Origin of the sequence: Streptomyces sp. cg35, assembly GCF_050410835.1 — a bacterium.
GTDB lineage: Bacteria > Actinomycetota > Actinomycetes > Streptomycetales > Streptomycetaceae > Streptomyces.
On sequence record NZ_CP191268.1, the window covers coordinates 5,453,354 to 5,479,441 of the forward strand.

The 26,088-nt window shown below is 71.3% G+C and carries 23 protein-coding genes; 20 read left to right on the forward strand and 3 right to left on the reverse strand.

Annotation, left to right across the window (positions count from 1 at the left end; all coding sequences use genetic code 11):
* Positions 1 to 30 precede the first annotated feature (30 nt).
* From ACQUQD_RS24945 to ACQUQD_RS24975, 7 genes are all read left to right on the forward strand, one after another.
* Entirely contained in the window at positions 31 to 1,014 is a 984-nt protein-coding gene (locus ACQUQD_RS24945) for a LysR family transcriptional regulator (RefSeq protein ID WP_428954354.1), read from the forward strand.
* 215 nt (positions 1,015 to 1,229) lie between these two features.
* Positions 1,230 to 1,955, forward strand: a complete 726-nt coding sequence (locus tag ACQUQD_RS24950) for a hypothetical protein (protein ID WP_428954355.1) — start codon at positions 1,230 to 1,232, stop codon at positions 1,953 to 1,955.
* A complete protein-coding gene (locus tag ACQUQD_RS24955) occupies positions 1,956 to 4,145 on the forward strand; it encodes a glycosyltransferase (RefSeq protein WP_428954356.1) in 2,190 nt (729 codons plus the stop codon).
* Positions 4,142 to 5,656: an acyltransferase family protein gene (locus tag ACQUQD_RS24960; RefSeq protein WP_428954357.1), complete on the forward strand. Its 1,515-nt coding sequence runs from the start codon at positions 4,142 to 4,144 to the stop codon at positions 5,654 to 5,656. Before ACQUQD_RS24955 ends, ACQUQD_RS24960 begins: the two co-directional genes overlap by 4 nt.
* Before the next feature lie 122 nt (positions 5,657 to 5,778).
* Positions 5,779 to 6,669, forward strand: a complete 891-nt coding sequence (locus ACQUQD_RS24965) for a hypothetical protein (RefSeq protein WP_428954358.1) — start codon at positions 5,779 to 5,781, stop codon at positions 6,667 to 6,669.
* 158 nt (positions 6,670 to 6,827) lie between these two features.
* Positions 6,828 to 8,189, forward strand: coding sequence for a nitrate/nitrite transporter (locus ACQUQD_RS24970; protein WP_428954359.1), 1,362 nt, complete (start codon positions 6,828 to 6,830; stop codon positions 8,187 to 8,189).
* Between the two features lie 139 nt (positions 8,190 to 8,328).
* Positions 8,329 to 9,495, forward strand: a complete 1,167-nt coding sequence (locus ACQUQD_RS24975) for a uroporphyrinogen-III synthase (protein ID WP_428954360.1) — start codon at positions 8,329 to 8,331, stop codon at positions 9,493 to 9,495.
* Positions 9,496 to 9,592: 97 nt separating this feature from the next.
* Here ACQUQD_RS24975 and ACQUQD_RS24980 read toward each other — a convergent pair whose 3' ends face one another.
* Positions 9,593 to 10,096 (reverse strand): DUF1772 domain-containing protein, encoded by a 504-nt coding sequence (locus ACQUQD_RS24980; protein ID WP_428954361.1) that lies wholly within the window; start codon positions 10,094 to 10,096, stop codon positions 9,593 to 9,595.
* Between the two features lie 93 nt (positions 10,097 to 10,189).
* Here ACQUQD_RS24980 and ACQUQD_RS24985 point away from each other — a divergent pair, with 93 nt between their 5' ends.
* From ACQUQD_RS24985 to ACQUQD_RS25015, 7 genes are all read left to right on the forward strand, one after another.
* Positions 10,190 to 10,723: a GNAT family N-acetyltransferase gene (locus tag ACQUQD_RS24985; protein ID WP_428954362.1), complete on the forward strand. Its 534-nt coding sequence runs from the start codon at positions 10,190 to 10,192 to the stop codon at positions 10,721 to 10,723.
* Positions 10,724 to 10,776: 53 nt separating this feature from the next.
* On the forward strand, positions 10,777 to 11,367 hold the full coding sequence (locus ACQUQD_RS24990) for a CGNR zinc finger domain-containing protein (RefSeq protein ID WP_428954363.1): 591 nt from the start codon (positions 10,777 to 10,779) through the stop codon (positions 11,365 to 11,367).
* A gap of 113 nt (positions 11,368 to 11,480) precedes the next feature.
* Positions 11,481 to 12,056 carry a sigma-70 family RNA polymerase sigma factor gene (locus tag ACQUQD_RS24995; protein WP_365573088.1) on the forward strand — a complete coding sequence of 192 codons (576 nt, stop codon included), beginning with the start codon at positions 11,481 to 11,483 and terminating at the stop codon, positions 12,054 to 12,056.
* Complete coding sequence (locus tag ACQUQD_RS25000) at positions 12,053 to 12,865, forward strand: anti-sigma factor family protein (protein ID WP_428954364.1); 813 nt, start codon at positions 12,053 to 12,055, stop codon at positions 12,863 to 12,865. The genes ACQUQD_RS24995 and ACQUQD_RS25000 overlap by 4 nt, the downstream gene beginning before the upstream one ends.
* Positions 12,866 to 12,956: 91 nt before the next feature.
* On the forward strand, positions 12,957 to 15,335 hold the full coding sequence (locus tag ACQUQD_RS25005) for a HelD family protein (RefSeq protein WP_428954365.1): 2,379 nt from the start codon (positions 12,957 to 12,959) through the stop codon (positions 15,333 to 15,335).
* Between the two features lie 344 nt (positions 15,336 to 15,679).
* A complete protein-coding gene (locus tag ACQUQD_RS25010; protein WP_428954366.1) occupies positions 15,680 to 17,113 on the forward strand; it encodes an NAD-dependent malic enzyme in 1,434 nt (477 codons plus the stop codon).
* A 298-nt stretch (positions 17,114 to 17,411) separates the two neighbouring features.
* The gene (locus tag ACQUQD_RS25015) at positions 17,412 to 17,693 is read left to right on the forward strand and encodes an HU family DNA-binding protein (RefSeq protein ID WP_016645140.1); all 282 of its coding nucleotides are present in this window, start codon (positions 17,412 to 17,414) and stop codon (positions 17,691 to 17,693) included.
* A gap of 137 nt (positions 17,694 to 17,830) precedes the next feature.
* Here the strand turns inward: ACQUQD_RS25015 and ACQUQD_RS25020 are convergent, their stop codons facing one another.
* Both ACQUQD_RS25020 and murA read right to left on the reverse strand, forming a co-directional pair.
* Entirely contained in the window at positions 17,831 to 18,463 is a 633-nt protein-coding gene (locus ACQUQD_RS25020; RefSeq protein WP_428954367.1) for an HAD family hydrolase, read from the reverse strand.
* A gap of 76 nt (positions 18,464 to 18,539) precedes the next feature.
* Positions 18,540 to 19,880 (reverse strand): UDP-N-acetylglucosamine 1-carboxyvinyltransferase, encoded by a 1,341-nt coding sequence (gene murA, locus ACQUQD_RS25025; RefSeq protein WP_255976127.1) that lies wholly within the window; start codon positions 19,878 to 19,880, stop codon positions 18,540 to 18,542.
* Positions 19,881 to 20,132: 252 nt separating this feature from the next.
* On the opposite strand from murA, the gene ACQUQD_RS25030 reads away from it, so the two are divergent.
* From ACQUQD_RS25030 to ACQUQD_RS25055, 6 genes are all read left to right on the forward strand, one after another.
* Positions 20,133 to 20,693, forward strand: a complete 561-nt coding sequence (locus ACQUQD_RS25030) for a YqgE/AlgH family protein (protein WP_428954368.1) — start codon at positions 20,133 to 20,135, stop codon at positions 20,691 to 20,693.
* A 52-nt stretch (positions 20,694 to 20,745) separates the two neighbouring features.
* Positions 20,746 to 21,036 carry a DUF3039 domain-containing protein gene (locus ACQUQD_RS25035; RefSeq protein WP_428954369.1) on the forward strand — a complete coding sequence of 97 codons (291 nt, stop codon included), beginning with the start codon at positions 20,746 to 20,748 and terminating at the stop codon, positions 21,034 to 21,036.
* Between the two features lie 210 nt (positions 21,037 to 21,246).
* On the forward strand, positions 21,247 to 22,545 hold the full coding sequence (locus ACQUQD_RS25040; protein ID WP_428957647.1) for an extracellular solute-binding protein: 1,299 nt from the start codon (positions 21,247 to 21,249) through the stop codon (positions 22,543 to 22,545).
* Positions 22,542 to 23,435, forward strand: coding sequence for a carbohydrate ABC transporter permease (locus tag ACQUQD_RS25045; RefSeq protein ID WP_428954370.1), 894 nt, complete (start codon positions 22,542 to 22,544; stop codon positions 23,433 to 23,435). Before ACQUQD_RS25040 ends, ACQUQD_RS25045 begins: the two co-directional genes overlap by 4 nt.
* A complete protein-coding gene (locus ACQUQD_RS25050; RefSeq protein WP_428954371.1) occupies positions 23,432 to 24,262 on the forward strand; it encodes a carbohydrate ABC transporter permease in 831 nt (276 codons plus the stop codon). The genes ACQUQD_RS25045 and ACQUQD_RS25050 overlap by 4 nt, the downstream gene beginning before the upstream one ends.
* 1 nt (position 24,263) lies before the next feature.
* Positions 24,264 to 25,886 (forward strand): beta-N-acetylhexosaminidase, encoded by a 1,623-nt coding sequence (locus tag ACQUQD_RS25055; RefSeq protein WP_428954372.1) that lies wholly within the window; start codon positions 24,264 to 24,266, stop codon positions 25,884 to 25,886.
* Positions 25,887 to 26,088: the final 202 nt, after the last annotated feature.

Sequence of the window (26,088 nt, forward strand, 5' to 3'; positions counted from 1 at the left end):
ATTCACGCGCCTGCGTTGTAAGTTCGCCCGATGTCGATCTCCCCGCGCAACGTCGAGCCGCGCCTGCTGCGGGCCTTCCTCGCCGTCGCCGACGAGCTGCACTTCACCCGTGCCGCCGCCCGGCTCTACGTCGCGCAGCAGGCCCTCAGCCGCGACATCCGGCGCCTGGAGCGGGAGCTGGGCGCCGAACTGTTCGGCCGGACCACGCGGCAGGTCACGCTCACCGCCGAGGGCGCCCGGCTGCTGCCGTACGCGCGGCGTGCGATCGAGGCGCAGGACGAGCTGCTCACCGCGTTCACCCGGCCCGCGCCCGAGGTCCGGCCGCTGCTCGTCGACGTCAACAGCCCCGGCCTCGTCAACGAACGCGTCCTCGCGCGGGCCCGCGAACTCGCCCCCGACTGCGAACTGATGGCCCGCTACGAGAGCGGCCTGACCGGCGCCGCCGCCGAACTCCTCGCGGGACGGATCGACGTCTCCTTCGGCCGCTTCGCGGGGCTCGACCCGGCCGTGCGCGAGCGCCTCGCCCAACAGCCCATGCGGTACGAGCCGATGGCGGTCGTGCTCCCCGAGGACCATCCGCTGGCCGCCCTCGACACCGTGCCGCTGGACCGGCTCGCGGGGGAGACGGTCTACGCGGGAGCCGGCAATCCGCGCACGCCCGAATGGACCGATCTGGCCCGGCAGCTGTTCGCCGGGCGCGGTATCGGGATCGCGCCGCCCGCGCCGCTCGCCGTCGGCGAGGAGGAGTTCCGGCGGATCATGGCCAAGTACCGGAATCCGGTCCTCACCGGGGTCGACTTTCCGGCAATGCCGGGCGCGGTGCTCCGGCCGCTCGTCGATCCCGTACCGCTGTCGCCCGTGTCGCTGGTGTGGCGAAAGGGGCGACAGCACCCCGGAATCGATGCGCTGAGGGCCGCGGCGGCCGCGCTCGCCGAGGAGAACGGCTGGCTTCGCCGCCCGGAGAACGGGTGGATACCGGCCATGGATGCACTCATCATGATGAGCCGGAGATGACACCGGGACACGGCTGTCACATGTGTGCGCTACATTCGTGGTCCGGGTGCCATGTGATAAGGGGGGCGCTCGGATCGGGTGGGGGCCCGGTCCGAACCGACAAGTGCCCGGTGAGTCGCGTGCGCACCCGTTGATCATGTCCTTGGGGGGATGTGCGTACGGTGGAGAGCTGGCGAGAGGATGCCCTGCCCGGGCATACCCATGATCCGAACGAGGTGACGGTCCAACTCGACGGCGCAGGCCGCCAGTTGGGTGCACTGCTCGGCATGGACGGGCAGCCGGGAGCGCCGACGGCGCCGCCGGGTGACGGCAAAGAGGTCCCCGTCTTCGTCGACGACTCGGGGCGGCGCAGCCGTACGTTCAGACGCGTCGGCGTCATGATGGGCATCGCCTGCGCGGTGTACGCCGTCGTCATCGTGGTCACGCTGCTGTCGGGCAATTCGAGCGCGCCCTGGCTGCCCATGCCCGACGACAAGGGGCCCGCGGGCCAGGTCGACACCAAGCCGGTGCTGCCCGCCGAATCCGCGGCACCGTCCGCGTCGCCCGGCGGCACCCCGGACCCGAGTGCCTCCGGCACCGCGTCCGGGGCCGAAGCCACCCCGGGCGGCAGCGAAGCGCCGTCCACGGGCACCAGCCCGGACGACGACCGGCCCGGCGCCGGCACCGAGTCGCCCGGCAAGCCCGCCGACGACAGGACGACGCCGCCCGCCAAGCCCTCCGAGCCGGGGAAGAACACCACGCCGCCGGCCGACCCGTCGACGCCGCCGGCCGACCCGTCCACCCCGCCCGTCGAGCCGTCCGACCCGGCCACCGAACCCGTGGGCGGCGGCGCCGAAGCCGGCACCGTCGCCGTCGGCGCCCTGAGCGCGCTCATCGCGCAGAGCCTCGGCGCCGAGCCGACGGCACCGTTCGTCGCGTCCCTGGAAAGCAGCGTCCTCTAAATGTCCGACCGCTCACGTCCCCGGCGGGCCCGTGCCCGAAAGCGCCGCCTTCCGCTGCGCTACCTGCTGCCCTCGCTGCTCCTCGTGGCGATGATCGCGATGCTCATGCTGCGCGGCTATGTGCACAGCGAGATCATGGCCGACCACCGCATCCAGCCCGAGGCCGCCACCGACCGCGTCCCCGAGAAGATCCTCGACGGCGGACCCGTCATCGACACCCGGGGCGGCCAGGAGAGCAGCCGCTCCATCGACCCGCACAAGCTGGTCCTCACCTTCGACGACGGGCCCGACCCGGAGTGGACCCCGAAGGTCCTCGACGTCCTCAAGAAGCACCACGCGCACGCCGTCTTCTTCGTCACCGGCACCATGGCCTCGCGCTACCCGGACCTGGTGCACCGCATGGTGGACGAGGGCCACGAGGTCGGCCTGCACACCTTCAACCACCCCGACCTCTCCTACCAGTCGAAGAAGCGCATCGACTGGGAGCTGTCGCAGAACCAGCTGGCGCTGGAGGGCGCGGCGGGCGTGCGCACCTCCCTGTTCCGGCCGCCCTACTCCTCGTTCGCCGACGCCATGGACGACAAGTCGTGGCCGGTGACCCAGTACATCGGCTCGCGCGGCTACATCACCGTCGTCAACAACACGGACAGCGAGGACTGGAAGCGCCCCGGCGTCGACGAGATCATCCGCCGTGCCACGCCGCACGGCGGCAAGGGCGCCATCGTCCTGATGCACGACTCCGGCGGCAACCGCGCGCAGACCGTCGCCGCCCTCGACCGCTTCCTGCCGGACCTCCAGGGCGAGGGCTACAGGTTCCAGAACCTCACCGAGGCCCTCGGCATGCCGAGCGCGCACACGCCCGTGACCGGCGTCGAGCTGTGGAAGGGCCGGGCGTGGATCTACGCGGTCCAGGCCTCGGAGCACATCACGGACGTCCTGGTCGCCGGGCTCGCCGTCATCGGCGTCCTCGTCATGGGCCGCTTCGGCCTCATGCTGATCCTGTCCGCGGCGCACGCCCGGCGGGTCCGCCGCCGCGGCTTCGCCTGGGGCCCGCCGGTCACCGAACCGGTGTCGGTGCTCGTACCGGCGTACAACGAAGCCAAGTGCATCGAGAACACCGTCCGTTCGCTGATGGCGAGCGAGCACCCCGTCGAGGTCATCGTCATCGACGACGGCTCCACCGACGGCACCGCCCGCATCGTGGAGAACCTGCGGCTGCCCAACGTCCGGGTGGTGCGCCAGCACAACGCGGGCAAGCCGGCCGCGCTCAACAGGGGCCTGGCGAACGCCCGGTTCGACCTCGTCGTGATGATGGACGGCGACACCGTCTTCGAGCCGGCCACCGTGCGCGAACTGGTCCAGCCGTTCGGCGACCCGCGCGTGGGCGCCGTCGCGGGCAACGCGAAGGTGGGCAACCGGGACTCCCTCATCGGGGCCTGGCAGCACATCGAGTACGTGATGGGCTTCAACCTCGACCGCCGCATGTACGACATCCTGCGCTGCATGCCGACGATCCCCGGCGCCGTGGGAGCCTTCCGCCGGTCGGCGCTCGAACCCATCGGCGGCATGAGCGACGACACGCTCGCCGAGGACACCGACGTCACCATGGCGCTGCACCGCGACGGCTGGCGCGTGGTCTACGCGGAGAAGGCCCGCGCCTGGACCGAGGCCCCCGAGTCCGTGCAGCAGCTCTGGTCGCAGCGCTACCGCTGGTCGTACGGGACCATGCAGGCCATCTGGAAGCACCGCCGCGCACTGATCGAGCGCGGCCCGTCCGGCCGTTTCGGCCGCGTCGGCCTGCCCCTGGTCTCCCTGTTCATGGTCCTGGCCCCGCTCCTCGCCCCCCTGATCGACGTCTTCCTGCTGTACGGGGTGGTGTTCGGTCCCACCGAGAAGACGGTCGTGGCCTGGCTCGGTGTGCTCGCCGTCCAGGCGGTCTGCGCGGCGTACGCCTTCCGGCTCGACAAGGAACGCATGACGCACCTCATATCCCTCCCGCTCCAGCAGCTCCTCTACCGGCAGTTGATGTACGTCGTGCTGCTCCAGTCCTGGATCACCGCGCTCACCGGCGGCCGGCTGCGCTGGCAGAAGCTGCGCCGCACGGGCGCCGTGGGCTCCGCCCCGGCCGGCGCTCTGCCGCGGCAGCGGTCCGCCTCGGTGCCCGGTGACGACAGGAGGCCGGTGGGATGACGCACCCTCCGTACGAGGACGGCTCCGGGGTCACCGGGCAGGCCGGGCAGAGCGGTTGGTCCGAAGGGACCGGGCAGTCGGTCCCCGGGGCATCCCGCCGCGAGTCGGAGTGGCGGCGCGAGGCGGAGACGGCGGAGCCCGCCGCGGCGCTGACGGAGTGGCCCTCGGCGGCGGCGGGCGGGCCCCGCACGTCGTCCTGGCCGCAGCCCGAGCCCGTCGCCCCCCGCGTCGCCGAGGCACCCCCGCAGACGTACGCCACGCGACCGCTGCCGCACCCGCCGCACCGGTCCGCCGTGGCCACCGACCGGGCTCCGGCCCAGAAACAGACCCAGGCCCAGCCTCAGACCCAGGCCCCGGCTCCGGCCGCGCCCAAGAAGCCCGGCCGGGACCGGTACCTCGACCTCCTGCGCTCCATCGCGCTCGTCCGCGTCGTCATCTACCACCTCTTCGGGTGGGCGTGGCTGAGCGTGGTGTTCCCGTCCATGGGCGTGATGTTCGCGCTCGCCGGGTCGCTGATGGCGCGTTCCCTCAGCCGCCCCGCGCTCGGCGTGATCCGCGGGCGCGTCCGGCGTCTGCTGCCGCCGATGTGGGCGTTCAGCGCGGCCGTGCTCGCCCTGCTGTTCCTGGGCGGCTGGAACCCGGGCAAGGACCCGGACAACGGCGGGACCTGGGGCTGGGTCAGCCTCTTCAACTACCTCGTGCCGATCGGCGCGCCCAGCTTCCCGTGGCACCTCGGCGAGAAGGCGGGCCTGCTGGAGGACACCTGGCCGGCCCAGGCCGCGGGTCCGCTCTGGTACCTGCGGGCGTACCTGTGGTTCGTGATCGCCTCGCCGCTGCTGCTGTGGGCGTTCCGCAAGGTGCCGTGGGCGACGCTGCTCGCCCCGCTCGGCCTCACCGCGATCGTCGGCACCGGCCTCGTCACCATCCCGGGCGAGACGGGCAACGCGGTGACGGACTTCGCCGTCTACGGCAGCTGCTGGGTGCTCGGCTTCGCGCACCACGAGGGCCTGCTCGCCAAGGTCCCGCGGTATCTCGCGGTGTCGTGCGCCGCGCTCGTCATGGCGTTCGGCCTGTGGTGGGCCTCGGGCCATCTGGGGCCCGACGGCTGGGACCTGAACGACATCCCGATGGCCCAGGCCACCTGGTCCTTCGGGTTCGTCGTCATCCTGCTCCAGTACTCGCCGTCCTGGCAGCAGCTGCCCGGCGCGCTCGCCAAGTGGGACAAGCTCATCACGCTGTCCAACAACCGTGCCGTGACGATCTATCTCTGGCACAACATGCTGATCATGGCCACGGTGCCGCTCATCGACCTCGCGTACGACCTGCCGTTCATGGAGGACGCGCGCTGGAGCGGCGCGCTCGACACGACGTACATGATCTGGATGTTCGTTCTCGTGTGGCCACTGATCGCACTCGCGATCGTGAGCGTGGGCTGGATCGAGGACCTGGCCGCCAAGCGCTCGCCCCGGCTGTGGCCGGACGGCGCGCGGAAGAAGCGGAAGCGGCACTGATCCCGGGTTCCGGGGCCGCCGGGCGGGGTTGTGCCCGCAGGCCCCCTCCGGGTTGACTTGTGCGAACTGTGCGGCGTGGGCCGCATGGTTCGTACGGGGAACCACGGGGGACGGGGACAGCCATGACGCAGCCGCCGCAGGACGGTCAGGGGTACGGGTACGGGGGCCCGCCGCCCCAGCAGCCGCCGCCCGGACAGCCCCCGGCCGGGCCCTACGGAGGGCAGGGTCCCTACGGCGCCCCGCCACAGCCCCCGGGACCGTACGGCGCCGACAACCCGTACGCGGGCGCGCCCACCGCGCCGCAGCCCGGCTACGGACAGCCCGCGCAGCCCGGTTACGGTCAGCAGCCCTCGCCGCAGCAGTCGCCGTACGGTCAGTTCCCGCCGCCCCAGGGCCCGTTCCCGCCCCCGCCGCCGAACCAGGGCGGCGGCAAGCAGCGGGCCGTGCTGATCGCCGTCGCGGTCGTGGTCGTCGCCGCGCTCGCCGGTGGCGGCATCCTGCTGGCCACCAGCGGGGACGACGGCGGCGACGACAAGCCGGTCGCCGCGCGGAGCAGCGTCGTCGCGACGGGAAGCGCGGGCCAGGCCCCGAGCGAGACGGACCAACCGAGCCCCGAGGGGCCCGAGTCCGACGCACCGTACAGCGACGAGCCGACCGACGACCCGTACGCCGACGACGAGCCCAGCGAGCGCCCGGCGGGCGACACCGGGTACCAGGGGCAGTGGCAGAACGAGAAGGCGCAGACCCTCACCGTCGGCGCCAAGATCGCCTCGGGCAACGCCAAGGGCAAGTACAGCGTCTCCTACATCGACGCGGGCGGTAAGGGCATCTGCAGCGGCATCGGCCAGCCCCAGAGCGGGAACGGCTTCCGGATCGCGGTGTCGTGCGTGGGCCAGGACACCGGCGACGAGGTCTTCGCCGCGAATCTCACCCAGGCCTCCGACGTGGTCACGCTGAAGTGGGACAAGGGCGGTTCGGTGCAGCTGCCGTGGTCCGGTCCCGGCTCGACCTGATCCGGCTGCCCGGTCAACCTCCGCCCTGAGCCTCACCACTCGCCCGGCGGCCAGGTGAGAGCAACGTTCCCCCACGGTCACTCCACGGCACAGTCCGGAAATCCGGCCTCCCTACCTTCGGTCGCATCAGGCACGAACCGCGACCCTGGAGGCGTGAGATGGCAGGCCGGAGCCGGACCCGTGAGTGGGTCGAGCGGTGGGACCCCGAGGACGAGGCGTTCTGGGCAGAGACGGGCGCCGAGGTGGCCCGGCGCAACCTCGTCTTCTCCATCCTTTCCGAACACATCGGGTTCTCCATCTGGACCCTGTGGTCGGTCATGGTCCTGTTCATGGGGCCCGAGTACGGCATCGACCCGGCGGGGAAGTTCTTCCTCGTGTCCATGGCCACGCTCGTCGGCGCCTTCGCGCGCGTGCCCTACACCTTCGCCGTCGCGCTGTTCGGCGGCCGCAACTGGACGGTCATCGCGGCGACCACGCTGCTGCTGCCGACGGTCGTCGCGTTCGTGGTGATGGAGCCGGGGACCTCGTACAGCACGTTCATGCTGTGCGCGGCGCTCACCGGCGTCGGCGGCGGCAACTTCGCCTCCTCCATGACGAACATCAACTCCTTCTTCCCGATGCGGAAGAAGGGCTGGGCGCTCGGCCTGAACGCGGGCGGCGGCAACATCGGCGTCCCCGTCATCCAGCTCATCGCGCTCGCCGTCATCGGCGCGAACGGCGGCCCGCGTGTCCTGCTCGGCATCTACATCCCGCTGATCGTCGTCTCGGCGGTCTGCGCGGCCCTGTTCATGGACAACCTGGCGACGGTGAAGAACGACACCGGCGCCGCCAAGGAGGCCGTCAAGGACGCCCACACCTGGATCATGGCGTTCCTCTACATCGGCACGTTCGGCTCGTTCATCGGCTACTCGTTCGCGTTCGGCCTGGTCCTGCAGACGCAGTTCGGCCGGACGCCCCTGCAGGCGGCGTCGATCACCTTCATCGGCCCGCTGCTCGGCTCGCTCATCAGGCCGGTCGGCGGCCGGCTCGCGGACCGGTTCGGCGGGGCGCGCATCACGCTGTGGAACTTCGTGGCGATGGCCGCGGCGACCGCCGTGGTGACCCTGGCGTCGGTGGAGAAGTCGCTGACCCTCTTCACGGTCGCGTTCATCGCGCTGTTCGTGCTGACCGGGCTCGGCAACGGGTCCACGTACAAGATGATTCCGGGCATCTTCCAGGCCAAGGCGCTCGGCATGGGCCTCACCGGCGAGGAGGCCGCCGCGTACGGACGCCGCCTCTCGGGCGCCTCCATGGGGCTGATCGGCGCGGTCGGAGCGCTCGGCGGGCTCGGCATCAACCTCGCGTTCCGCCAGTCCTTCCAGACGGCCGGCACCGGCACCGGGGCCTTCGTGTCCTTCCTCGTCTTCTACGCGGTGTGCTTCGCCGTGACGTGGGCCGTATACCTTCGCCGCTCGGCCGCGCGTTCGGCGACCGTACCCAGCGCTGAAGCAAAGCCGCAGCTCAGCTACGCCGAGGTGTGAGGAACGCGCACGTAACACGCACGCAATCACGTTGATCCGGGCCTGTCACGGTGTGTTGACAGGCTCGGACGACTGCGTGCGTGGGGACGCGACAGCGCAGCAGTGCACGGGACGACCGTCGAGCGGGACGAGAACCAGCATGTACGAGCAACAGCAGGCCTCCGGGTCCGCGCAGCCGCACGGCCCGCTGGCGGGCTTCACCGTGGGGGTGACCGCGGCACGCCGGGCCGACGAACTCGGCGCGCTGCTCCAGCGCCGCGGCGCCACGGTGCTGCACGCCCCCGCGCTGCGGATCGTGCCGCTCGCCGACGACAGCGAACTCCTCGCCGCGACGAAGGAGTTGCTCGACCACGGCCCGGACGTGGTGGTGGCGACGACCGCCATCGGCTTCCGCGGCTGGGTCGAGGCCGCCGACGGCTGGGGCCTGGGGGAGGATCTGCTCGCCCGGCTCAGAGGGGTGGAGCTCCTCGCGCGCGGCCCGAAGGTCAAGGGCGCGATCCGCGCCGCCGGGCTGACGGAGGAGTGGTCGCCGTCGTCGGAGTCGATGGCGGAGGTGCTGGAGCGGCTGCTCGCCGAGGGGGTCCAGGGGCGGCGGATCGCCGTCCAGCTGCACGGGGAGCCGCTGCCCGGATTCGTGGAGGCGCTGCGCGAGGCCGGGGCCGAGGTGGTCGGCGTGCCGGTGTACCGGTGGATGCCGCCCGAGGACATAGGGCCGGTGGACCGCCTCCTCGACGCGACGGTGGCGCGGGGCGTGGACGCGCTGACGTTCACCTCGGCCCCGGCGGCGGCGTCACTGCTGACCCGTGCGGAGGAGCGCGGCCTGCTGCCCGAGCTGCTGGCCGCCCTGCACCACGACGTGCTCCCGGCGTGCGTGGGCCCGGTGACGGCGCTGCCGCTGCAGGCGCGCGGCGTGGACACGGTGCAGCCGGAGCGCTTCCGGCTCGGCCCGCTGGTCCAGCTGCTGTGCCACGAACTGCCCTCCCGCGCCCGGACGTTGCCGATCGCCGGCCACCGGGTGGAGATCCGCGGGCACGCGGTCCTGGTCGACGGGGCGCTGCGGCCGGTGCCGCCGGCCGGTATGGCGCTGCTGCGGTCGCTGTCGCGGCGGCCCGGCTGGGTGGTGGCCCGCGCGGACCTGCTGCGCGCGCTGCCCGGCGCGGGCCGCGACGAGCACGCGGTGGAGACGGCGATGGCCCGGCTCAGGTCGGCCCTCGGGGCGCCGAAGCTGATCCAGACGGTGGTGAAGCGGGGGTACCGGCTGGCGCTGGACCCGACGGCGGCCGACGCGAAGTACGCGGACGCCTGAGCGGGGCGGGGGAGCGGCCCGGGGCCGAACCCCGGCGAGGGCCCGCACCGGCCCGTACCCCGCCCCGGCCACGACTCCCGCCTCCGCACCCGCCCTCTCACGCCCCCGCCCGTCCCCACCGCACCGACCCCCGCACCAGACACCCCATGGCCACCGTGCACAGCACCGCCCGCACCACGTTCCACGCCACCCACGGGCCCTCGAAGGCGTCCCGTACGCGGGCCGGGTCGGCGATCCGGGCGGGGGCGCCGGCCGCGGCCAGCGCGTCGTTCAGGGGGACGTTCACCGCAGAGGTGAGCACGAACGCCGCCGCGTAGACGGCCAGCGCCGCCACCGCCCAGCCCCGCGGGCCCGGCCGGCGCCGCACCCGCCAGGCCGCGAGGGCGGTCAGCAGCAGCGCCCCGAAGAAGCTCAGGAAGAACACGGGGTTCTGGATGACGTCGTTGATGTTCCGCATCACCTCGATGTACGTACGGTCGTCGCTGCGGGCCAGCGCGGGCATCACGGCGCACGAGAAGACGTAGAAGGCCCCGGCGATCAGGCCCATGGCGACCGTGGCCGCACCCAGCACGCATCCGGTGAAACGCTCGGCGGTTGTCATGGGACCCAGTGAAGTCGCGGCCCCGCCGCCCCGACATCGCCGATCCGCGCAGCTCCATAAGCGAGCGTCCACGCCCGCGCGTACCGTACGGACATGATGATCACCGACGACATCGCACTGCGCCGCGCCGTCCCGGACGACGCCGAGGCCCTCGCCGAGGCGTGCATACGCAACCGGGACCACCTGCGGCCCACCGAGCCGTACCGCGACGACGCCTTCTACACCGCGCAGGGGCAGTTGCCCCGGCTCAGCGAACGGGACGGCGTGACCTGGCTGCTGTTCGACGGCGACCGGGTGGTGGGCCGCATCGCGCTCGCCGAGATCGTGCTCGGCCCGCTGTGCGCCGCGCGCCTCGGCTACTGGGTGGACGCCGAGTACACCGGCCGCGGCCTGGTCACGGCGGCCGTCGAGGAGGTCTGCCGCACCGCCCGCGACGAACTCGGCCTGCACCGCATCGAGGCGGGCACCCTCACCGACAACACCGCCTCGCAGCGGGTCCTCGCCAAGAGCGGCTTCGAGCGGTACGGGCTGGCCCCCAAGCTCCTCTACATCGCGGGCGAGTGGCGCGACCACATCCTGTTCCAGCGGCTGCTGCACGACGACCCGCCCCCGCACGTCCCCAAGTAGCCCCGCGTTACCGGGGGTTCCTCAGGGGCGCCGGGGCGGGCACTGTAGAGGACATGGCAGCAGTACCCACAGGGCCCTTCCCCCACGAGCTGCGGTTCGACTCCGGACGCCTCTGCCTGGACCTGGTCGCCACCGCACACCCCGATGAACGCCTCGTCTCCCCCGACCGGTTGCGCGCCTGGTGCGTCGGCGCCGGCCTCGTCCCCGACTCCGCCGCACTGCCCGCCTGCGCCCCCGCCTGGCTCGCGGCCTTCCTCGAACTTCGAGGCCACATAGCCCAGTTGGTGCGCGGCGAGCTCGCCGGGCGGCCGGCGCCCGGCGCCCTCGAGCGGGTCAATCTGCTGGCCCGCGCCGCCCCGCCCGCACCGCGCGCCGTGCGCACCGCCGACGGCACGCTCGTCCGCGCCCTGCACGACCAGCCCGGCTGCCCGGCGCTGCTCGCGGCCGTCGCCCGGGACGTCGTCGACCTGCTCACCGACCCCGCCGCGCGCGGCTGTCTGCGGCAGTGCGAGGGCGACAACTGCCCGATCATCTATCTCGACACGTCCCGCGGACGCAGGCGCCGCTGGTGCTCCAGCGAGGTGTGCGGCAACCGCGAGCGGGTGGCCAGGCACCGTCGCAGAGCGGCGCTCGCCAGGGCGTGAGCGCCGATTTCGAACTCCCTTTGAACAGCGGTGCGTTCGACTACGTATCCCTCCCGTGAGCCCAGCCGAAAAGAGACGGCCGGATCGTCGAACTGGGGACACCGGAGGTAGGCGTGCGCAAGGATTCCGCCGTGGCCGATGAACGCCCTCCCCGGGCCCGACATCGCGCGTCCCGGCCCCCGGAGCCGGACGAGGAGCTCATGCGCGCGCTCTACGCCGAGCACGCGCGACCGCTTCTCGCCTACGTGCTCCGCCTGGTGGCGGGGGACCGGCAGCGCGCGGAGGATGTCGTGCAGGAGACGCTCATCCGTGCCTGGAAGAACGCCGGTCAGCTCAACCGTGCGACCGGCTCGGTACGCCCCTGGCTGGTGACGGTCGCCCGACGCATCGTCATCGACGGCCACCGCAGCCGGCAGGCCCGGCCACAGGAGGTCGACGCGTCGCCGCTGGAGGTCATCCCCGCGGAGGACGAGATCGACAAGGCGCTCTGGCTGATGACCCTCTCCGATGCCCTGGAGGACCTGACCCCCGCGCACCGGGAAGTGCTCGTCGAGACGTACTTCAAAGGGCGTACGGTCAATGAGGCGGCCGAGACGCTCGGCATCCCCAGCGGAACGGTGCGCTCCCGCGTCTTCTACGCGCTGCGCTCCATGAAGCTGGCGCTGGAGGAGCGGGGGGTGACGGCATGACGACGCCGCACGGATCGTACGGGCCCTACGGCCACGAGCCGGCGGGCGACGTGCACGAGACGGTCGGCGCCTATGCGCTCGGGATCCTCGACGACGCCGAGGCGAGCGCGTTCGAGGCCCATCTGGCGCGGTGCGAGCAGTGCGCGGCGCAGCTGGAGGACTTCGCGGGGATGGAGCCGATGCTCGCCGCCCTCGCCGATCTGCCCGCCGGGCGCGACCGGCCCACCGTGCGGCACATCGGGGAGTCTCTCGCGGCCGCGCCGAGCCGCCGGCTCGCGGAGTCCCTGGTCGACGAGGTCGCCCGCAGGCGCGTGCAGAAACGTCGGCGCGGCCTCTACCTGGTGGCGGCCGCCGCGGCCCTGATCATCGGCGGGCCCCTCACGGTCATGGCGGTCACCGACGACGGCGGCGGCACCGGGACCGTCGCGGAGCCGCACCCCACGAGCCCCGCCGAGGACGCCTTCTTCCACCACATGGACGAGAAGGTGGAGGCCACCGACACGACGACGGACGTCACCGCGACCATCGGCATGGAGAAGAAGGCCTGGGGCACCCACACGGTCCTGGAACTGAAGAACGTCAAGGGCCCGCTGAAATGCTCACTCGTCGCGGTCGGCAAGAACGGCGAGCGCGAGACGGTCACCACGTGGGCCGTCCCGAAGTGGGGTTACGGCATCAAGGACAGCACGCACGAGAGCGCCAAATACCCGCTGTACGTGCACGGGGGCGCGGCCTTCGACCGGAACCAGATCGACCACTTCGAGGTCGAGACGCTCGACGGGAAACGGCTCGTCGAGGTGAACGCATGAGCCTTTCTTGAGCGGGTCGCCGCGCACGTAGCTTCCGCGGCCCCCTTTCGCGTACCTTTGACGGCTGCCCAGCACGTCAGAAGGGGGCCCGGTGGCCGCTCAGGCTCAGCAGGATTCAGCGGTGGACTCGGATACGGACTCCGTTCGTGACCGCGAGATCGGCGTCGAACAGAATCATCTCGACGCCGTCTACCGCCGACTGGAAGAGAAGATCCACGAGGCGGAGTTCCTGATGGACGACGCCGCCAAGCGCGGGCAGGTCGGCACGCCCGGCGCGCTCGCCGAGCGGGACGCCCAGGTCTTCCGCGCGGGCATCCACCTCAGCCGCCTCAACAACGAGTTCGAGGACTTCCTCTTCGGCCGTATCGACCTGCTGCTCGGCAAGGACGGCAAGAAGGGCCCGGACGGCGCGTACACGGCGGTCGAGCCCGCCGAGGGCGCGGTCCGCGCCGACCGCACGGCCGACATCGCCGAGACCCTGCACATCGGCCGCATCGGTGTCCTGGACGCGGACTACTCGCCGCTCGTCATCGACTGGCGGGCCCCGGCCGCCGCCCCCTTCTACCGGTCCACGCCGGTCGACCCGGGCCGCGTCGTGCGCCGCCGCGTCATCCGTTCCAAGGGCCGCCGGGTGCTCGGCGTCGAGGACGACCTGATGCGCCCCGAGCTGACCGCGTACCTGGACGGCGAGCGGCTCCCGGCCATCGGCGACGGCGCCCTGATGGCCGCGCTCGGCCAGGCCCGCAGCCACTCGATGCGCGACATCGTTGCCTCCATCCAGGCGGAGCAGGACCTGGTCATCCGGGCCCCCGCCGCCTCCGTGACGTACGTCGAGGGCGGCCCGGGCACCGGCAAGACGGCGGTCGCCCTGCACCGCGCCGCCTACCTCCTCTACCAGGACCGGCGCCGGTACGCGGGCGGCATCCTCATCGTCTCGCCGACCCCGCTCCTGGTCGCGTACACGGAGGGCGTGCTGCCCTCGCTCGGCGAGGAGGGCCAGGTCGCGATCCGCGCGGTCGGCTCCCTGGTCGACGGGGCCGAGGCCACCGAGTACGACAGCCCGGCCGTCGCCCGCGTCAAGGGGTCGTCGCGGATGCTGAAGGTGCTGCGCAAGGCGGCGCGCGGCGCGCTGGAGTCGGGCCGCCCCGCCGCGGCCTCCGCCTCGGCCCCCGCCGAGCAGCTCGCCTTCGGCGAGGAGGAGGAAGAGGCCCCGGCCGCCACCGGCACGCCCGCCCGGCTGCGCGTCGTCGCCTTCGGCCGCCGTCTCGAACTCGACGCCGACCGGCTCGACCGCATCCGGCACGCCGCCCTCGGCGGCACGGCCCCGGTCAACCATCTGCGCCCGCGCGCCCGCAAGCTCCTGCTGGACGCCCTGTGGGAGCAGTCCGGCGCGGGCAGCCGGCACACGGACCCCGAGCTGGCGGCCGAGCTGCGCTCCTCCTTCGACGAGGACATCACCGGCGAGGACGACTTCCTGCGCTTCCTGGACGCCTGGTGGCCGGAGCTGACGCCGCGCGCCGTGCTGTCCGCGATGGCCGACGAGCGCCGCCTGGGCCGCTGGGCCCGCCGCATCCTGAACCCGGGCGAGGTCCGCAAGCTCGCCCGGTCCCTGAAGCGGGACGCCCTCTCGGTCCACGACGTCGCCCTCCTCGACGAGCTGAACGCCGTCCTCGGCGCCCCGGCCCGCCCGAAGAAGAAGCGCGAGTACGACCCGCTCGACCAGCTCACCGGCTTGGAAGAGCTGATGCCGCAGCGCGAGGAGACCCAGCGCGAGCGCGCCGAGCGCCTCGCGCAGGAACGCACCGAGTACGCGCACGTCATCGTCGACGAGGCGCAGGACCTCACGCCGATGCAGTGGCGCATGGTCGGCCGCCGCGGCCGGCACGCCACCTGGACGGTCGTCGGCGACCCGGCCCAGTCCTCCTGGTCGGACCCGGACGAGGCGGCCGAGGCCCGCGACGAGGCGCTCGGCTCGCGACCGCGCCGCCGCTTCACGCTCACCGTCAACTACCGCAACCCGTCCGAGATCGCGGAGCTGGCCGCCAAGGTCCTGGCGCTCGCGATGCCGGGCTCCGCGTCCCCGTCCGCCGTCCGCTCCACCGGCGTCGAGCCGCGGTTCGCCGTCGCCCGGGGCCGGCTCTCCGACGCCGTACGGGAGGAGGCGGCCCGGCTCCTCGACCGGGTCGACGGCACGGTCGGCGTCGTCGTGGCGATGAACCGGCGCGCGGAGGCGGCCCGCCTGCTCGCCGAGCTCGGCGAGCGCGTCGTCGCGCTCGGCTCGCTGGAGGCCAAGGGCCTGGAGTACGACGCCACGGTCGTGGTCTCCCCGGCCGAGATCGCCGACGAGTCCCCGGCGGGTCTGCGGGTCCTGTACGTGGCCCTGACCCGCGCCACGCAGCAGCTCACGGTGGTCTCCGCGGAGCGCGACGCACCGGACGCGAACGGGGTGCCCGACCTGCTGCGCGACTGACCCTTGTGTCCGCAGCAGCCGGTGTTACCGTTGATGACGGCACCGGCTCGATCCAAGCCCCCGGGCCCAACCTTCGTCCCTCAGAGGGACCACTTGCCGCGAGGCGAGCATGGCGGGTCGGTGTCATGAACGTAGAGAGAGGCTCACGTCACCCAGTGACGTGAGCCTCTTCTCGTTCTCCCGGTACCTCTTCCTGTTCCCCGTAACTTCTCGTATGGTGGAAACCAGTTTCCAAAAGCAGGATGAACGTAACGTTCAAAATCCGATGCGGCTACCACGTACTCGGCGGTAGGTGCGACCATCGGACGGCAACAGCTACACGGTGAAAGCAGAGGAAGTCGGCCATGGCAACGGCGCCCAGCGTCTCCTACTCGATGACGGTCCGGTTGGAGGTGCCCGCGAGCGGTACGGCTGTCTCGCAGCTCACCACCGCCGTGGAGTCCTCCGGCGGCTCGGTGACCGGCCTCGACGTCACCGCTTCCGGCCACGAGAAGCTCCGGATCGACGTCACGATCGCGGCCACCTCGACGTCCCACGCGGACGAGATCGTCGAGGAGCTGCGCGGCATCGAGGGTGTGACGCTCGGGAAGGTCTCCGACCGTACGTTCCTCATGCACCTCGGCGGCAAGATCGAGATGCAGTCCAAGCACCCCATCCGCAACCGTGACGACCTCTCCATGGTCTACACGCCGGGTGTGGCCCGCGTCTGCATGGCGATCGCCGAGAACCCCGAGGACGCCCGCCGCCTCACCATCAAGCGCAACACCGTTGCGGTCGTGACGGACGGCTCCGCGGTGCTCGGCCTCGGCAACATCGGCCCGATGGCCGCCATGCCGGTCATGGAGGGCAAGGCGGCCCTCTTCAAGCGCTTCGCCGACATCGACGCCTGGCCGATCTGCCTGGACACCCAGGACACCGACGCCATCGTCGAGATCGTCAAGGCGATCGCCCCCGGCTTCGCAGGCATCAACCTCGAGGACATCTCCGCGCCCCGCTGCTTCGAGATCGAGGCCCGGCTGCGCGAGGCCCTCGACATCCCGGTCTTCCACGACGACCAGCACGGCACCGCGATCGTCGTGCTCGCCGCCCTGACCAACGCACTTCGCGTCGCGGGCAAGGCAATTGGCGACATCCGCGTCGTCATGTCGGGCGCCGGCGCGGCCGGCACCGCCATCCTCAAGCTGCTCCTCGCGGCGGGCGTCAAGAACGCGGTCGTGGCCGACATCCACGGTGTCGTGCACGCCGACCGCGAGGACCTGGTGGGCGCCGACAGCGACTCGCCGCTGCGCTGGATCGCCGACAACACCAACCCCGAAGGCCTGACCGGCACGCTCAAGGAAGCGGTCGTCGGCGCCGACGTCTTCATCGGCGTCTCCGCCCCGAACGTCCTGAACGGCGAGGACGTCGCGGCCATGGCCGACGGCGCCATCGTGTTCGCGCTCGCGAACCCGGACCCGGAGGTCGACCCCGCGATCGCCCGCGAGACGGCCGCGGTCGTGGCCACCGGCCGCTCCGACTTCCCGAACCAGATCAACAACGTCCTGGTCTTCCCCGGCGTCTTCCGTGGCCTGCTCGACGCCCAGTCGCGTACGGTCAACACGGAAATGATGCTGGCGGCCGCCACGGCCCTGGCGGACGTGGTGAGCGAGGACGAGCTCAACCCGAACTACATCATTCCGAGCGTCTTCAACGACAAGGTCGCAGGTGCCGTCGCCGGTGCCGTGCGCAACGCCGCGAAGGCCGCCGGAGTGGCTGTGACGGGTACCACGACCGCCTGAGGCCCGGCGCGTCGCGGAATGCGGGGCCCGGCCGGGCCCTCTAGGGTGGCCGGGAAGCAGGCCCCCCGACCCGCCCGGTCCCAGGGCGGTGGCGCTGTCCGTGTGACCCCCACGGGTGCCGGATTGGCTTTACCGCCGCTGGTGGGGGCAGGATGCGTCTTCGGGCGCGAGGGTCCGGAAAACGGACCCGGGTCCTGGGCCTGACCGAGACCCTGGCAGCATCGGCTTCGCTGTTGCCCAACATGCGGCTCAGCCGTATGGCACGCCTCAACGGCAAGAAGAACACGGGAGTACAAACATGAACCGCAGTGAGCTGGTGGCCGCGCTGGCCGACCGCGCCGAGGTGACCCGCAAGGACGCCGACGCCGTGCTGGCCGCGTTCGCCGAGACCGTCGGCGAGATCGTTGCCAAGGGCGACGAGAAGGTCACGATCCCCGGCTTCCTGACCTTCGAGCGCACCCACCGTGCCGCTCGCACCGCTCGTAACCCGCAGACCGGCGAGCCGATCAACATCCCGGCCGGTTACAGCGTCAAGGTCTCCGCGGGCTCCAAGCTCAAGGAAGCCGCCAAGGGCAAGTAAGCCTCCGGCAAGCGTGAGGGGCGGTACCCGGATTTTCGCCGGGCACCGCCCCTCGCGGCTTTCCGCCTGCGCCGCATCCCAGGGGCGCGGGGAACTGCGCGGGCAGCCACACTCGACGCGCACCCGCCGACGGGGCATCAACCCGGCAGACGCCCGAGCGAGACCTCCTCCAACGACGCGACGACCGTCGTACGGGGACCGGCGACGATCCCAGGGACCGACGGAACGGCCAGCACCCGGCACCCCGCGGCGACCGCGGCGGCGACCCCGGTCGGCGTGTCCTCGACGGCCAGGCACTCCTCCGGCGCCACACGAAGCGCGGCCGCCGCGGCCAGATACGGGTCAGGGTGCGGCTTCCCGCGCACCGTCTCCCCGTTCGTCACCGACGCCGAGAACCGCTCCGCCCCGAGCACCTCGAGCACCCGCTCCGCCACATGCCGCTCAGACGCCGTCACGAGCGCCACAGGAACGCCCAGCGCCCGCGCCCCGTCCAACAGCGCGAGCGCCCCGGGCTGCACGCGCACACCGGCCCCCACAGCCGCGCTGAACTCCCCGTCCAGCCAGGCCGCCGTCCGCGCGTACGACAGCGCCGTGCGCCCCTCGTCGACGATCCGCCGGGCGGCGTCCTGGATCGTCAGCCCCGCGAACGCGTCGAGCCCGGCGGTGTCGCCGAGCAGCCGGCCCACGACGTCGAGCCAGGCCCGCTCCGTGTCGACGAGCGTGCCGTCCATGTCGGTCAGCAGGGCGGCGGGGCGGGGCAGTTGCGTCATCACGGCTCTCGTACGTCGAAGGGGGCCGCCCGGTCGTCCGGACGGCCCCCCTCAACGTACGTAACGGGAACGGCGACTAGCCCAGGGCCTTGCCCGGAAGCTCAACCTTCGCGCCGAGTTCAACGAGCTTCTCCATGAAGTTCTCGTAACCCCGGTTGATCAGGTCGATGCCGTGCACCCGGGACGTGCCCTGCGCGGCCAGGGCCGCGATCAGGTACGAGAAGCCGCCGCGCAGGTCGGGGATGACCAGGTCGGCGCCCTCCAGCTTGGTGGGGCCGGAGACGACCGCCGAGTGCAGGAAGTTGCGCTGGCCGAAGCGGCAGTCGGAGCCGCCCAGGCACTCGCGGTAGAGCTGGATGTGCGCGCCCATCTGGTTCAGCGCGGACGTGAAGCCGAGGCGGGACTCGTAGACCGTCTCGTGCACGATCGACAGGCCGGTGGCCTGCGTGAGCGCCACGACGAGCGGCTGCTGCCAGTCCGTCTGGAAGCCGGGGTGGACGTCCGTCTCCAGCGCGATGGACTTCAACTGGCCGCCGGGGTGCCAGAAACGGATGCCCTCGTCGTCGATCTCGAAGGCGCCGCCGACCTTGCGGTACGTGTTGAGGAAGGTCATCATCGAGCGCTGCTGGGCGCCGCGCACGTAGATGTTGCCCTCGGTGGCGAGCGCCGCGGACGCCCAGGAGGCCGCCTCCAGGCGGTCGGAGAGCGCGCGGTGCGTGTAGCCGCCGAGCTTGTCGACACCGGTGATGCGGATGGTGCGGTCGGTGTCCATCGCGATGATCGCGCCCATTTTCTGCAGGACGCAGATCAGGTCCTCGATCTCCGGCTCCACGGCCGCGTTCGAGAGCTCCGTGACGCCCTCGGCGAGGACGGCCGTGAGCAGGACCTGCTCGGTGGCGCCCACGGAGGGGTAGGGGAGACGGATCTTCGTGCCGCGCAGGCGCTGCGGGGCCTCCAGGTACTGGCCGTCCGCGCGCTTCTCGATCGTCGCGCCGAACTGCCGGAGCACCTCGAAGTGGAAGTCGATCGGCCGGCCGCCGATGTCGCAGCCGCCCAGCCCCGGGATGAACGCGTGGCCGAGGCGGTGCAGCAGCGGGCCGCAGAGCAGGATCGGGATGCGGGAGGAGCCCGCGTGCGCGTCGATGTCCGCGACGTTCGCCGACTCCACGTGCGAGGGGTCCATGACCAGCTCGCCCGGCTCCTCGCCGGGGCGGACCGTCACACCGTGCAGCTGCAGCAGGCCGCGTACGACCCGCACGTCGCGGATGTCGGGGACATTGCGCAGTCGGCTCGGAGCACTGCCGAGCAGCGCGGCGACCATGGCCTTGGGCACCAGGTTCTTCGCGCCGCGGACACGGATCTCGCCCTCCAGCGGGGTTCCGCCGTGGACAAGCAGTACATCGTCGGTGACGGTCATGAATCTCGCGTTCCGATGAGATGGGCAGGGGGCCAAGGGACAAGGGTAAGGGCCGCCTCCCCCTGCTGAGTAAGCCCGAGGACGGACGGAACCGTCATGACTTCGCTACAACACGAACCGTTCCGAATCGGACACATGGGGTGACGGGCGGCTGACGTGCGCCCCTTCCGCTTCGATGCGCGCTGAGCTGCATTCATGTCGTTCTTCCGCTTGGCTCCCCTCGCGCGCCGAATGTGCGGGATCATGTCTGGCATGACCGAGGTGTCCTCGCTCACAGGGCGACTGCTCGTCGCCACACCGGCCCTCGCGGACCCGAATTTCGACCGCGCGGTCGTGCTGCTCCTGGACCACGACGCCAAGGGCTCCCTCGGCGTCGTCCTCAACCGGCCGACCCCGGTGGACGTCGGCGACATCCTGGAGGGCTGGGGCGAGCTGGCCGGTGAGCCGGGCGTCGTCTTCCAGGGCGGCCCGGTCTCGCTCGACTCGGCGCTCGGCGTCGCCGTCATCCCCGGCGAGGAGGGCCCGCTCGGCTGGCGCCGGGTGCACGGCGCGATCGGCCTCGTCGATCTGGAGGCGCCGCCCGAGCTGCTCGCGGCGGCGCTCGGCTCGCTGCGCATCTTCGCCGGCTACTCGGGCTGGGGCCCGGGACAGCTGGAGAACGAGCTGACCGAGGGCGCCTGGTACGTCGTCGAGTCGGAGCCGGGCGACATCTCGGCCACCCGGCCCGAGGGGCTGTGGCGCGCGGTGCTGCGCCGCCAGCGCAGCGAGCTGGCGATGGTGGCGACGTACCCGGATGATCCCTCGCTCAACTAAGGGCACTGGCGACTCTTCGCCCTTCGGGCGGCCTTCAGTACCCTTGGCGGTTATGAGCACTCTTGAGCCCGAGCGCGGGACAGGTACGGGGACCCTCGTAGAGCCGACGCCGCAGACGTCGCACGGCGACGGCGATCACGAGCGCTTCGCTCACTATGTCCAGAAGGACAAGATCATGGCGAGCGCGCTGGACGGCACGCCCGTGGTCGCGCTCTGCGGCAAGGTGTGGGTGCCGGGCCGTGACCCGAAGAAGTACCCGGTGTGTCCCATGTGCAAGGAGATCTACGAGTCCATGGGCGCCGGCGGCGACAAGGACAAGGGCAAGGACGGCGGCAAGCAGTAGTCCGGCCCTCTCCCGCGTGAGGCCCCTGGTGTGCGGTGACGCACGCCGGGGGCCTTTGTGCTGCCCGGGGGGCCGTTCGCTTCTTTGACCTCCCGTAAACCATTGCGCTCACTGGTCCAGTCCTTCTAGCCTCCGTGATGTTGTGCACAGCGAAACACCCATTGCGTATGTTGCAACGACACTTCGGAGGCGTTTCCGATGAAGCTCCCTGTGAAGCTCTCTGTACGAACTGCCGTCCCCCTCACGGCACTTGTTCTCGCGGCCACCGCCTGCGCTCCCGGCACCTCCGACAACAGCGGCGCCGGCCAGGACGAGAAGAGCGGCACGCTGCGGGTCTGGCTCTTCCAGGAGGTCAACAACGCGCCCAAGAAGAAGGTCGTCGACGCCGCGGTCGACACCTTCCAAAGAGCGCACGACGGCACGAAGGTCCAGGTCGAGTACATACCCGTCGAGACCCGCGCCGAGAAGATCAAGGCCGCGTTCAACGACCCTAAAAGCGCTCCCGACGTCATCGAGTACGGGAACACCGACACCGCCGGATACGTGAAGGACGGCGGACTCGCCGATGTGAGCGAGGAGTTCGGCGACTGGGCCGACGCCAAGGACACCGACCCGACCGCCAAGGAGTCCGTGACGGTCGACGGGAAGATCTACGGCGCCCCGTACTTCGTCGGCGTCCGCGCCCTCTACTACCGCACCGACGTCTTCAAGGACCTCGGCGTCGACGTGCCGAAGACGCAGGCCGAACTCGCCGCCACCGCCCAGGAGATCCACAAGAAGCGGCCCGAGCTGTACGGGCTCGCCGTCGGCGGCGCGTACACGTACGGCGCGATGCCCTTCATCTGGGCCAACGGCGGTGAACTCGCCGACGAGAAGGGCGACTCCTACACCTCGGCGATCGACAGCCCCGCCGCCCAGAAGGGCATCAAGGCCTACACCTCGCTGTTCGGCGACACCAACTGTCCCGCCGCCAAGTGCGCCTCCATGGGCGGCAACGACACCGTCACCGCCTTCGCCTCCGGCAAGGCCGCCATGGCGATCGGCGGCGACTTCAGCCACCAGGCCATGGAGGACGGCAAAGTGAAGGGCAAGTACGCCGTCGTGCCGCTGCCGGGCGTGAAGGCCGGCGAGATCGCGCCCGCGTTCGCCGGGGGCAACAACATCGGCGTCCTGAAGAGCACCTCGCACCGGACACTGGCCGTGGACCTCATGAAGCGGCTCGCCGGGAAGGACGCGCAGCGCAGCCTCTTCGACGGCATGGGATTCCTGCCGACCTACACGGACGTACGCGAAGAGGTCGCCAAGAGCGAGCCGTTCGTCGCGCCCTTCGTGAAGACCCTCGGCGCCGGCGCCAAGTTCGTGCCCGCCTCGCCCGGCTGGGCCAAGATCGACGCCTCGCTCGTGCTGCCCACCATGTTCCAGGAGATCGTCAGCGGCCGTAAGGACGTCAAGTCGGCCTCCGCGGACGCGGCGAAGAAGATGGACGACGCGTTCGGGACCGCCGGGTGAGCTCCGTACGGCTGCGGGGCGGGGGCTGGGCTCCCTGGCTGTATCTCGCCCCCGCCCTCGTCCTCCTCGGCGGCCTCCTGGTCTACCCGATCTACCAGCTCGGCCTGATCTCGTTCCTGGAGTACACCCAGGCCCAGGTCAGCGGCGGCGAACCCACCACCTTCCAGGGCCTCGGCAACTACCAGCGGCTCTTCTCCGACAGCCAGTTCTGGCAGGTGCTGCTCGCCACCGTGCTGTTCGCGGCGGCCTGCGTCGTGGCGACACTGTTCGTGGGCTGCGCGCTCGCCGTGCTGCTCACCCGGGTGCGGGCCGTGCCCCGGCTCGCGCTGATGCTGGCCGCGCTCGGCGCCTGGGCCACCCCGGCGATCACCGGGTCCACCGTCTGGGTGTTCCTCTTCGACCCGGACTTCGGACCGGTCGACAAGGTGCTCGGGCTCGGCGACTTCTCCTGGACGTACGGGCGGTACAGCGCCTTCGCGCTCGTCCTGCTCGAAGTGGTCTGGTGCTCCTTCCCGTTCGTCATGGTCACCGTGTACGCGGGGATCCGGGCGATCCCGGGCGAGGTCCTCGAAGCGGCGTCGCTGGACGGCGCCTCGCAGTGGCGGATCTGGCGCTCGGTCATGGCGCCGATGCTGCGGCCGATCCTCGTCGTGGTCACCATCCAGTCGATCATCTGGGACTTCAAGGTCTTCACGCAGATCTACGTCATGACGAACGGCGGCGGCATCGCGGGACAGAACCTCGTCCTGAACGTGTACGCGTATCAAAAGGCCTTCGCCGGCAGCGAGTACAGCCTCGGCTCCGCCATCGGCGTCGTGATGCTCGTGATCCTGCTCGCCGTCACGCTCGTCTATCTGCGGCTCATGCGCAGGGAGGGCAGGGAACTGTGAGAATTCAACGCCCCTGGCGGCTCGCCGCCGAAGTGTCCGCCCTGCTGATCGCCCTCGCCGTCGCCTTCCCGCTGTACTGGATGGTGCTCAGCGCCTTCAAACCGGCGGGCGAGATCGAATCGACCGAGCCGCGGCCGTGGACCCTTTCGCCGTCGCTCGACTCTTTCCGCCGCGTGTTCCAACAGCAGGAATTCGGCCGTTACTTCGTCAACAGCCTCATCGTGGCGGGCACGGTCGTCGTGGTCTCGGCACTCGTCGCGTTCCTCGCGGCGACGGCCGTGACGCGGTTCCGTTTCCGGTTCCGTACGACGCTGCTCATCATGTTCCTCGTCGCGCAGATGGTGCCCGTCGAGGCGCTCACCATCCCGCTGTTCTTCCTGATGCGCGACTTCGGTCAGCTCAATACGCTCGGCTCGCTGATCCTGCCGCATCTCGCCTTCTCGCTGCCGTTCGCGATCTGGATGCTGCGCGGATTCGTGAAAGCCGTTCCTCAGGCGCTGGAGGAAGCGGCGTATCTCGACGGCGCGAGCCGTTCCCGCTTCCTGTGGCAGATCCTCTTCCCGCTCGTCTTCCCCGGTCTCGTGGCGACGAGTGTCTTCTCCTTCATCTCCACCTGGAACGACTTCCTGTTCGCGAAGTCGTTCATCATCAGCGACACGTCCCAGTCGACGCTGCCGATGGCCCTGCTCGTCTTCTTCAAACCCGACGAGAACGACTGGGGCGGAATCATGGCAGCCTCGACGGTGATGACCATTCCGGTACTGGTTTTCTTCGTACTCGTACAGCGGCGCCTGGTGTCCGGGCTCGGCGGCGCGGTTAAGGACTGAAGTGTCTGACCATCCCCTGGATCTCATTCCGGCGCCCCGCCTGCTGACGCGGGACGGCGACGGCTCCTACGTCCTCGACGGCGACACCGGCATCGCGGCGGGGGAGGGCACCGAGGACACCGCGCGCTGGCTGCGGGCCACGCTCGGCGCCGTCACCGGACTCGCCCTGCCCCCGTCCGACGGCCCCGGCGTACACCTGTCGATCGACCCGTCCCTGGCGGCGGAGGGCTACCGGCTGCGCGTGACCGACGCGGGCGTCACCATCGAGGGCGGCGCCGCGGCCGGCGTCTTCTGGGGCGCGCAGACGCTGCGTCAGCTCCTCGGCCCCGACGCCTTCCGCCGGGCCCCGCTCACCCGCGACCACGTCTGGGCGCTCCCGCACGTCACCGTCGAGGACAGCCCGCGCTTCGGCTGGCGCGGCATGATGCTCGACGTCGCCCGCCACTTCATGCCCAAGGACGGGGTGCTGCGCTACCTCGACCTGCTCGCCGCCCACAAGCTCAACGTCTTCCACTTCCACCTCAGCGACGACCAGGGCTGGCGCGTCGAGATCAAGCGGTACCCCAAGCTCACCGAGGACGCGTCCTGGCGGTCACGGACGAAATTCGGCCACCGCGCCTCCGAGCTCTGGGAGGACAAGCCGCACGGCGGCTTCTACACCCAGGACGACATCCGCGAGATCGTCGCCTACGCGGACGCCCGGCACATCGCGGTCGTCCCCGAGATCGACCTGCCGGGCCACTCGCAGGCCGCGATCCACGCGTACCCCGAACTCGGCAACACCGACGTCGTCGACACGGCCGCCCTGCCCGTCTGGGACAGCTGGGGCGTCAACCCGAACGTCCTGGCCCCCACCGACGCCACGGTCCGCTTCTACGAGGGCGTCTTCGAGGAGCTGCTCGACCTCTTCCCGTCCACCTTCATCCACGTGGGCGGCGACGAGTGCCCCAAGGACCAGTGGAAGGAGTCGCCGGTCGCCCAGGCCCGCATCAAGGAGCTGGGGCTGGCGGACGAGGACGAGCTCCAGTCCTGGTTCATCCGGCACTTCGACACCTGGCTGAGCGAGCGCGGCCGGCGCCTCATCGGCTGGGACGAGATCCTCGAAGGCGGCCTCGCGCCGGGCGCCACGGTCTCGTCCTGGCGCGGCTACGGCGGCGGCATCACCGCCGCCCAGGCGGGCCACGACGTCGTCATGTGCCCCGAGCAGCAGGTCTACCTCGACCACCGGCAGGCGCCCGGCGAGGACGAGCCGGTGCCGATCGGCTTCGTGCGCACCCTGGAGGACGTCTACCGCTTCGAGCCGGTTCCGCCGCAGCTGACCGAGGACGAGGCGCGGCACGTGCTCGGCACCCAGGCCAACCTGTGGACCGAGGTGATGGAGAACCAGCAGCGCGTCGACTACCAGGCGTTCCCGCGCCTGTCCGCCTTCTGCGAAGTGGCGTGGAGCGAGCTGCCCGCGCCCGCCGAGCGCGACCACGCGGACTTCGAGCGCCGAATGACCGCCCACTACCGGCGACTTGACGCCCTGGGCGTCGACTACCGCCCGCCGGGCGGCCCGTTGCCGTGGCAGCGGCGACCCGGGGTGCTCGGACGCCCGATCGAAGGGGCACCCCCGAACGTGTGAGAAGTGCGTCCGCCCCGCGTGTCCCGGGGGCGCGGCCGGCCCGGCCGTGCTTCCGGGAGCCGTGAGCGGCCCTTACGTCACCTCATACGTCACCGAAGAGTGTCAATTCGCTCTCGACGGCGATCAGCTGTCATATCGGTCATCTCCCAGGTGGAAGGGGCGAATGCCTCCTACCGGACCCCCTCTCCGGGCGCCGGTGAAG

Bases quoted from the DNA above. Each gene is read 5' to 3' on its own strand.
- murA (WP_255976127.1), bottom strand. From the start codon at position 19,880: ATGACCGTCACCGACGATGTACTGCTTGTCCACGGCGGAACCCCGCTG.
- ACQUQD_RS25000 (WP_428954364.1), top strand. From the start codon at position 12,053: ATGACGACGCCGCACGGATCGTACGGGCCCTACGGCCACGAGCCGGCG.
- ACQUQD_RS25030 (WP_428954368.1), top strand. From the start codon at position 20,133: ATGACCGAGGTGTCCTCGCTCACAGGGCGACTGCTCGTCGCCACACCG.
- ACQUQD_RS24985 (WP_428954362.1), top strand. From the start codon at position 10,190: ATGATGATCACCGACGACATCGCACTGCGCCGCGCCGTCCCGGACGAC.
- ACQUQD_RS25015 (WP_016645140.1), top strand. From the start codon at position 17,412: ATGAACCGCAGTGAGCTGGTGGCCGCGCTGGCCGACCGCGCCGAGGTG.
- ACQUQD_RS24965 (WP_428954358.1), top strand. From the start codon at position 5,779: ATGACGCAGCCGCCGCAGGACGGTCAGGGGTACGGGTACGGGGGCCCG.
- ACQUQD_RS24955 (WP_428954356.1), top strand. From the start codon at position 1,956: ATGTCCGACCGCTCACGTCCCCGGCGGGCCCGTGCCCGAAAGCGCCGC.
- ACQUQD_RS24945 (WP_428954354.1), top strand. From the start codon at position 31: ATGTCGATCTCCCCGCGCAACGTCGAGCCGCGCCTGCTGCGGGCCTTC.
- ACQUQD_RS24980 (WP_428954361.1), bottom strand. From the start codon at position 10,096: ATGACAACCGCCGAGCGTTTCACCGGATGCGTGCTGGGTGCGGCCACG.
- ACQUQD_RS25020 (WP_428954367.1), bottom strand. From the start codon at position 18,463: ATGACGCAACTGCCCCGCCCCGCCGCCCTGCTGACCGACATGGACGGC.
- ACQUQD_RS24970 (WP_428954359.1), top strand. From the start codon at position 6,828: ATGGCAGGCCGGAGCCGGACCCGTGAGTGGGTCGAGCGGTGGGACCCC.
- ACQUQD_RS25035 (WP_428954369.1), top strand. From the start codon at position 20,746: ATGAGCACTCTTGAGCCCGAGCGCGGGACAGGTACGGGGACCCTCGTA.
- ACQUQD_RS24960 (WP_428954357.1), top strand. From the start codon at position 4,142: ATGACGCACCCTCCGTACGAGGACGGCTCCGGGGTCACCGGGCAGGCC.
- ACQUQD_RS24975 (WP_428954360.1), top strand. From the start codon at position 8,329: ATGTACGAGCAACAGCAGGCCTCCGGGTCCGCGCAGCCGCACGGCCCG.
- ACQUQD_RS24990 (WP_428954363.1), top strand. From the start codon at position 10,777: ATGGCAGCAGTACCCACAGGGCCCTTCCCCCACGAGCTGCGGTTCGAC.
- ACQUQD_RS25010 (WP_428954366.1), top strand. From the start codon at position 15,680: ATGGCAACGGCGCCCAGCGTCTCCTACTCGATGACGGTCCGGTTGGAG.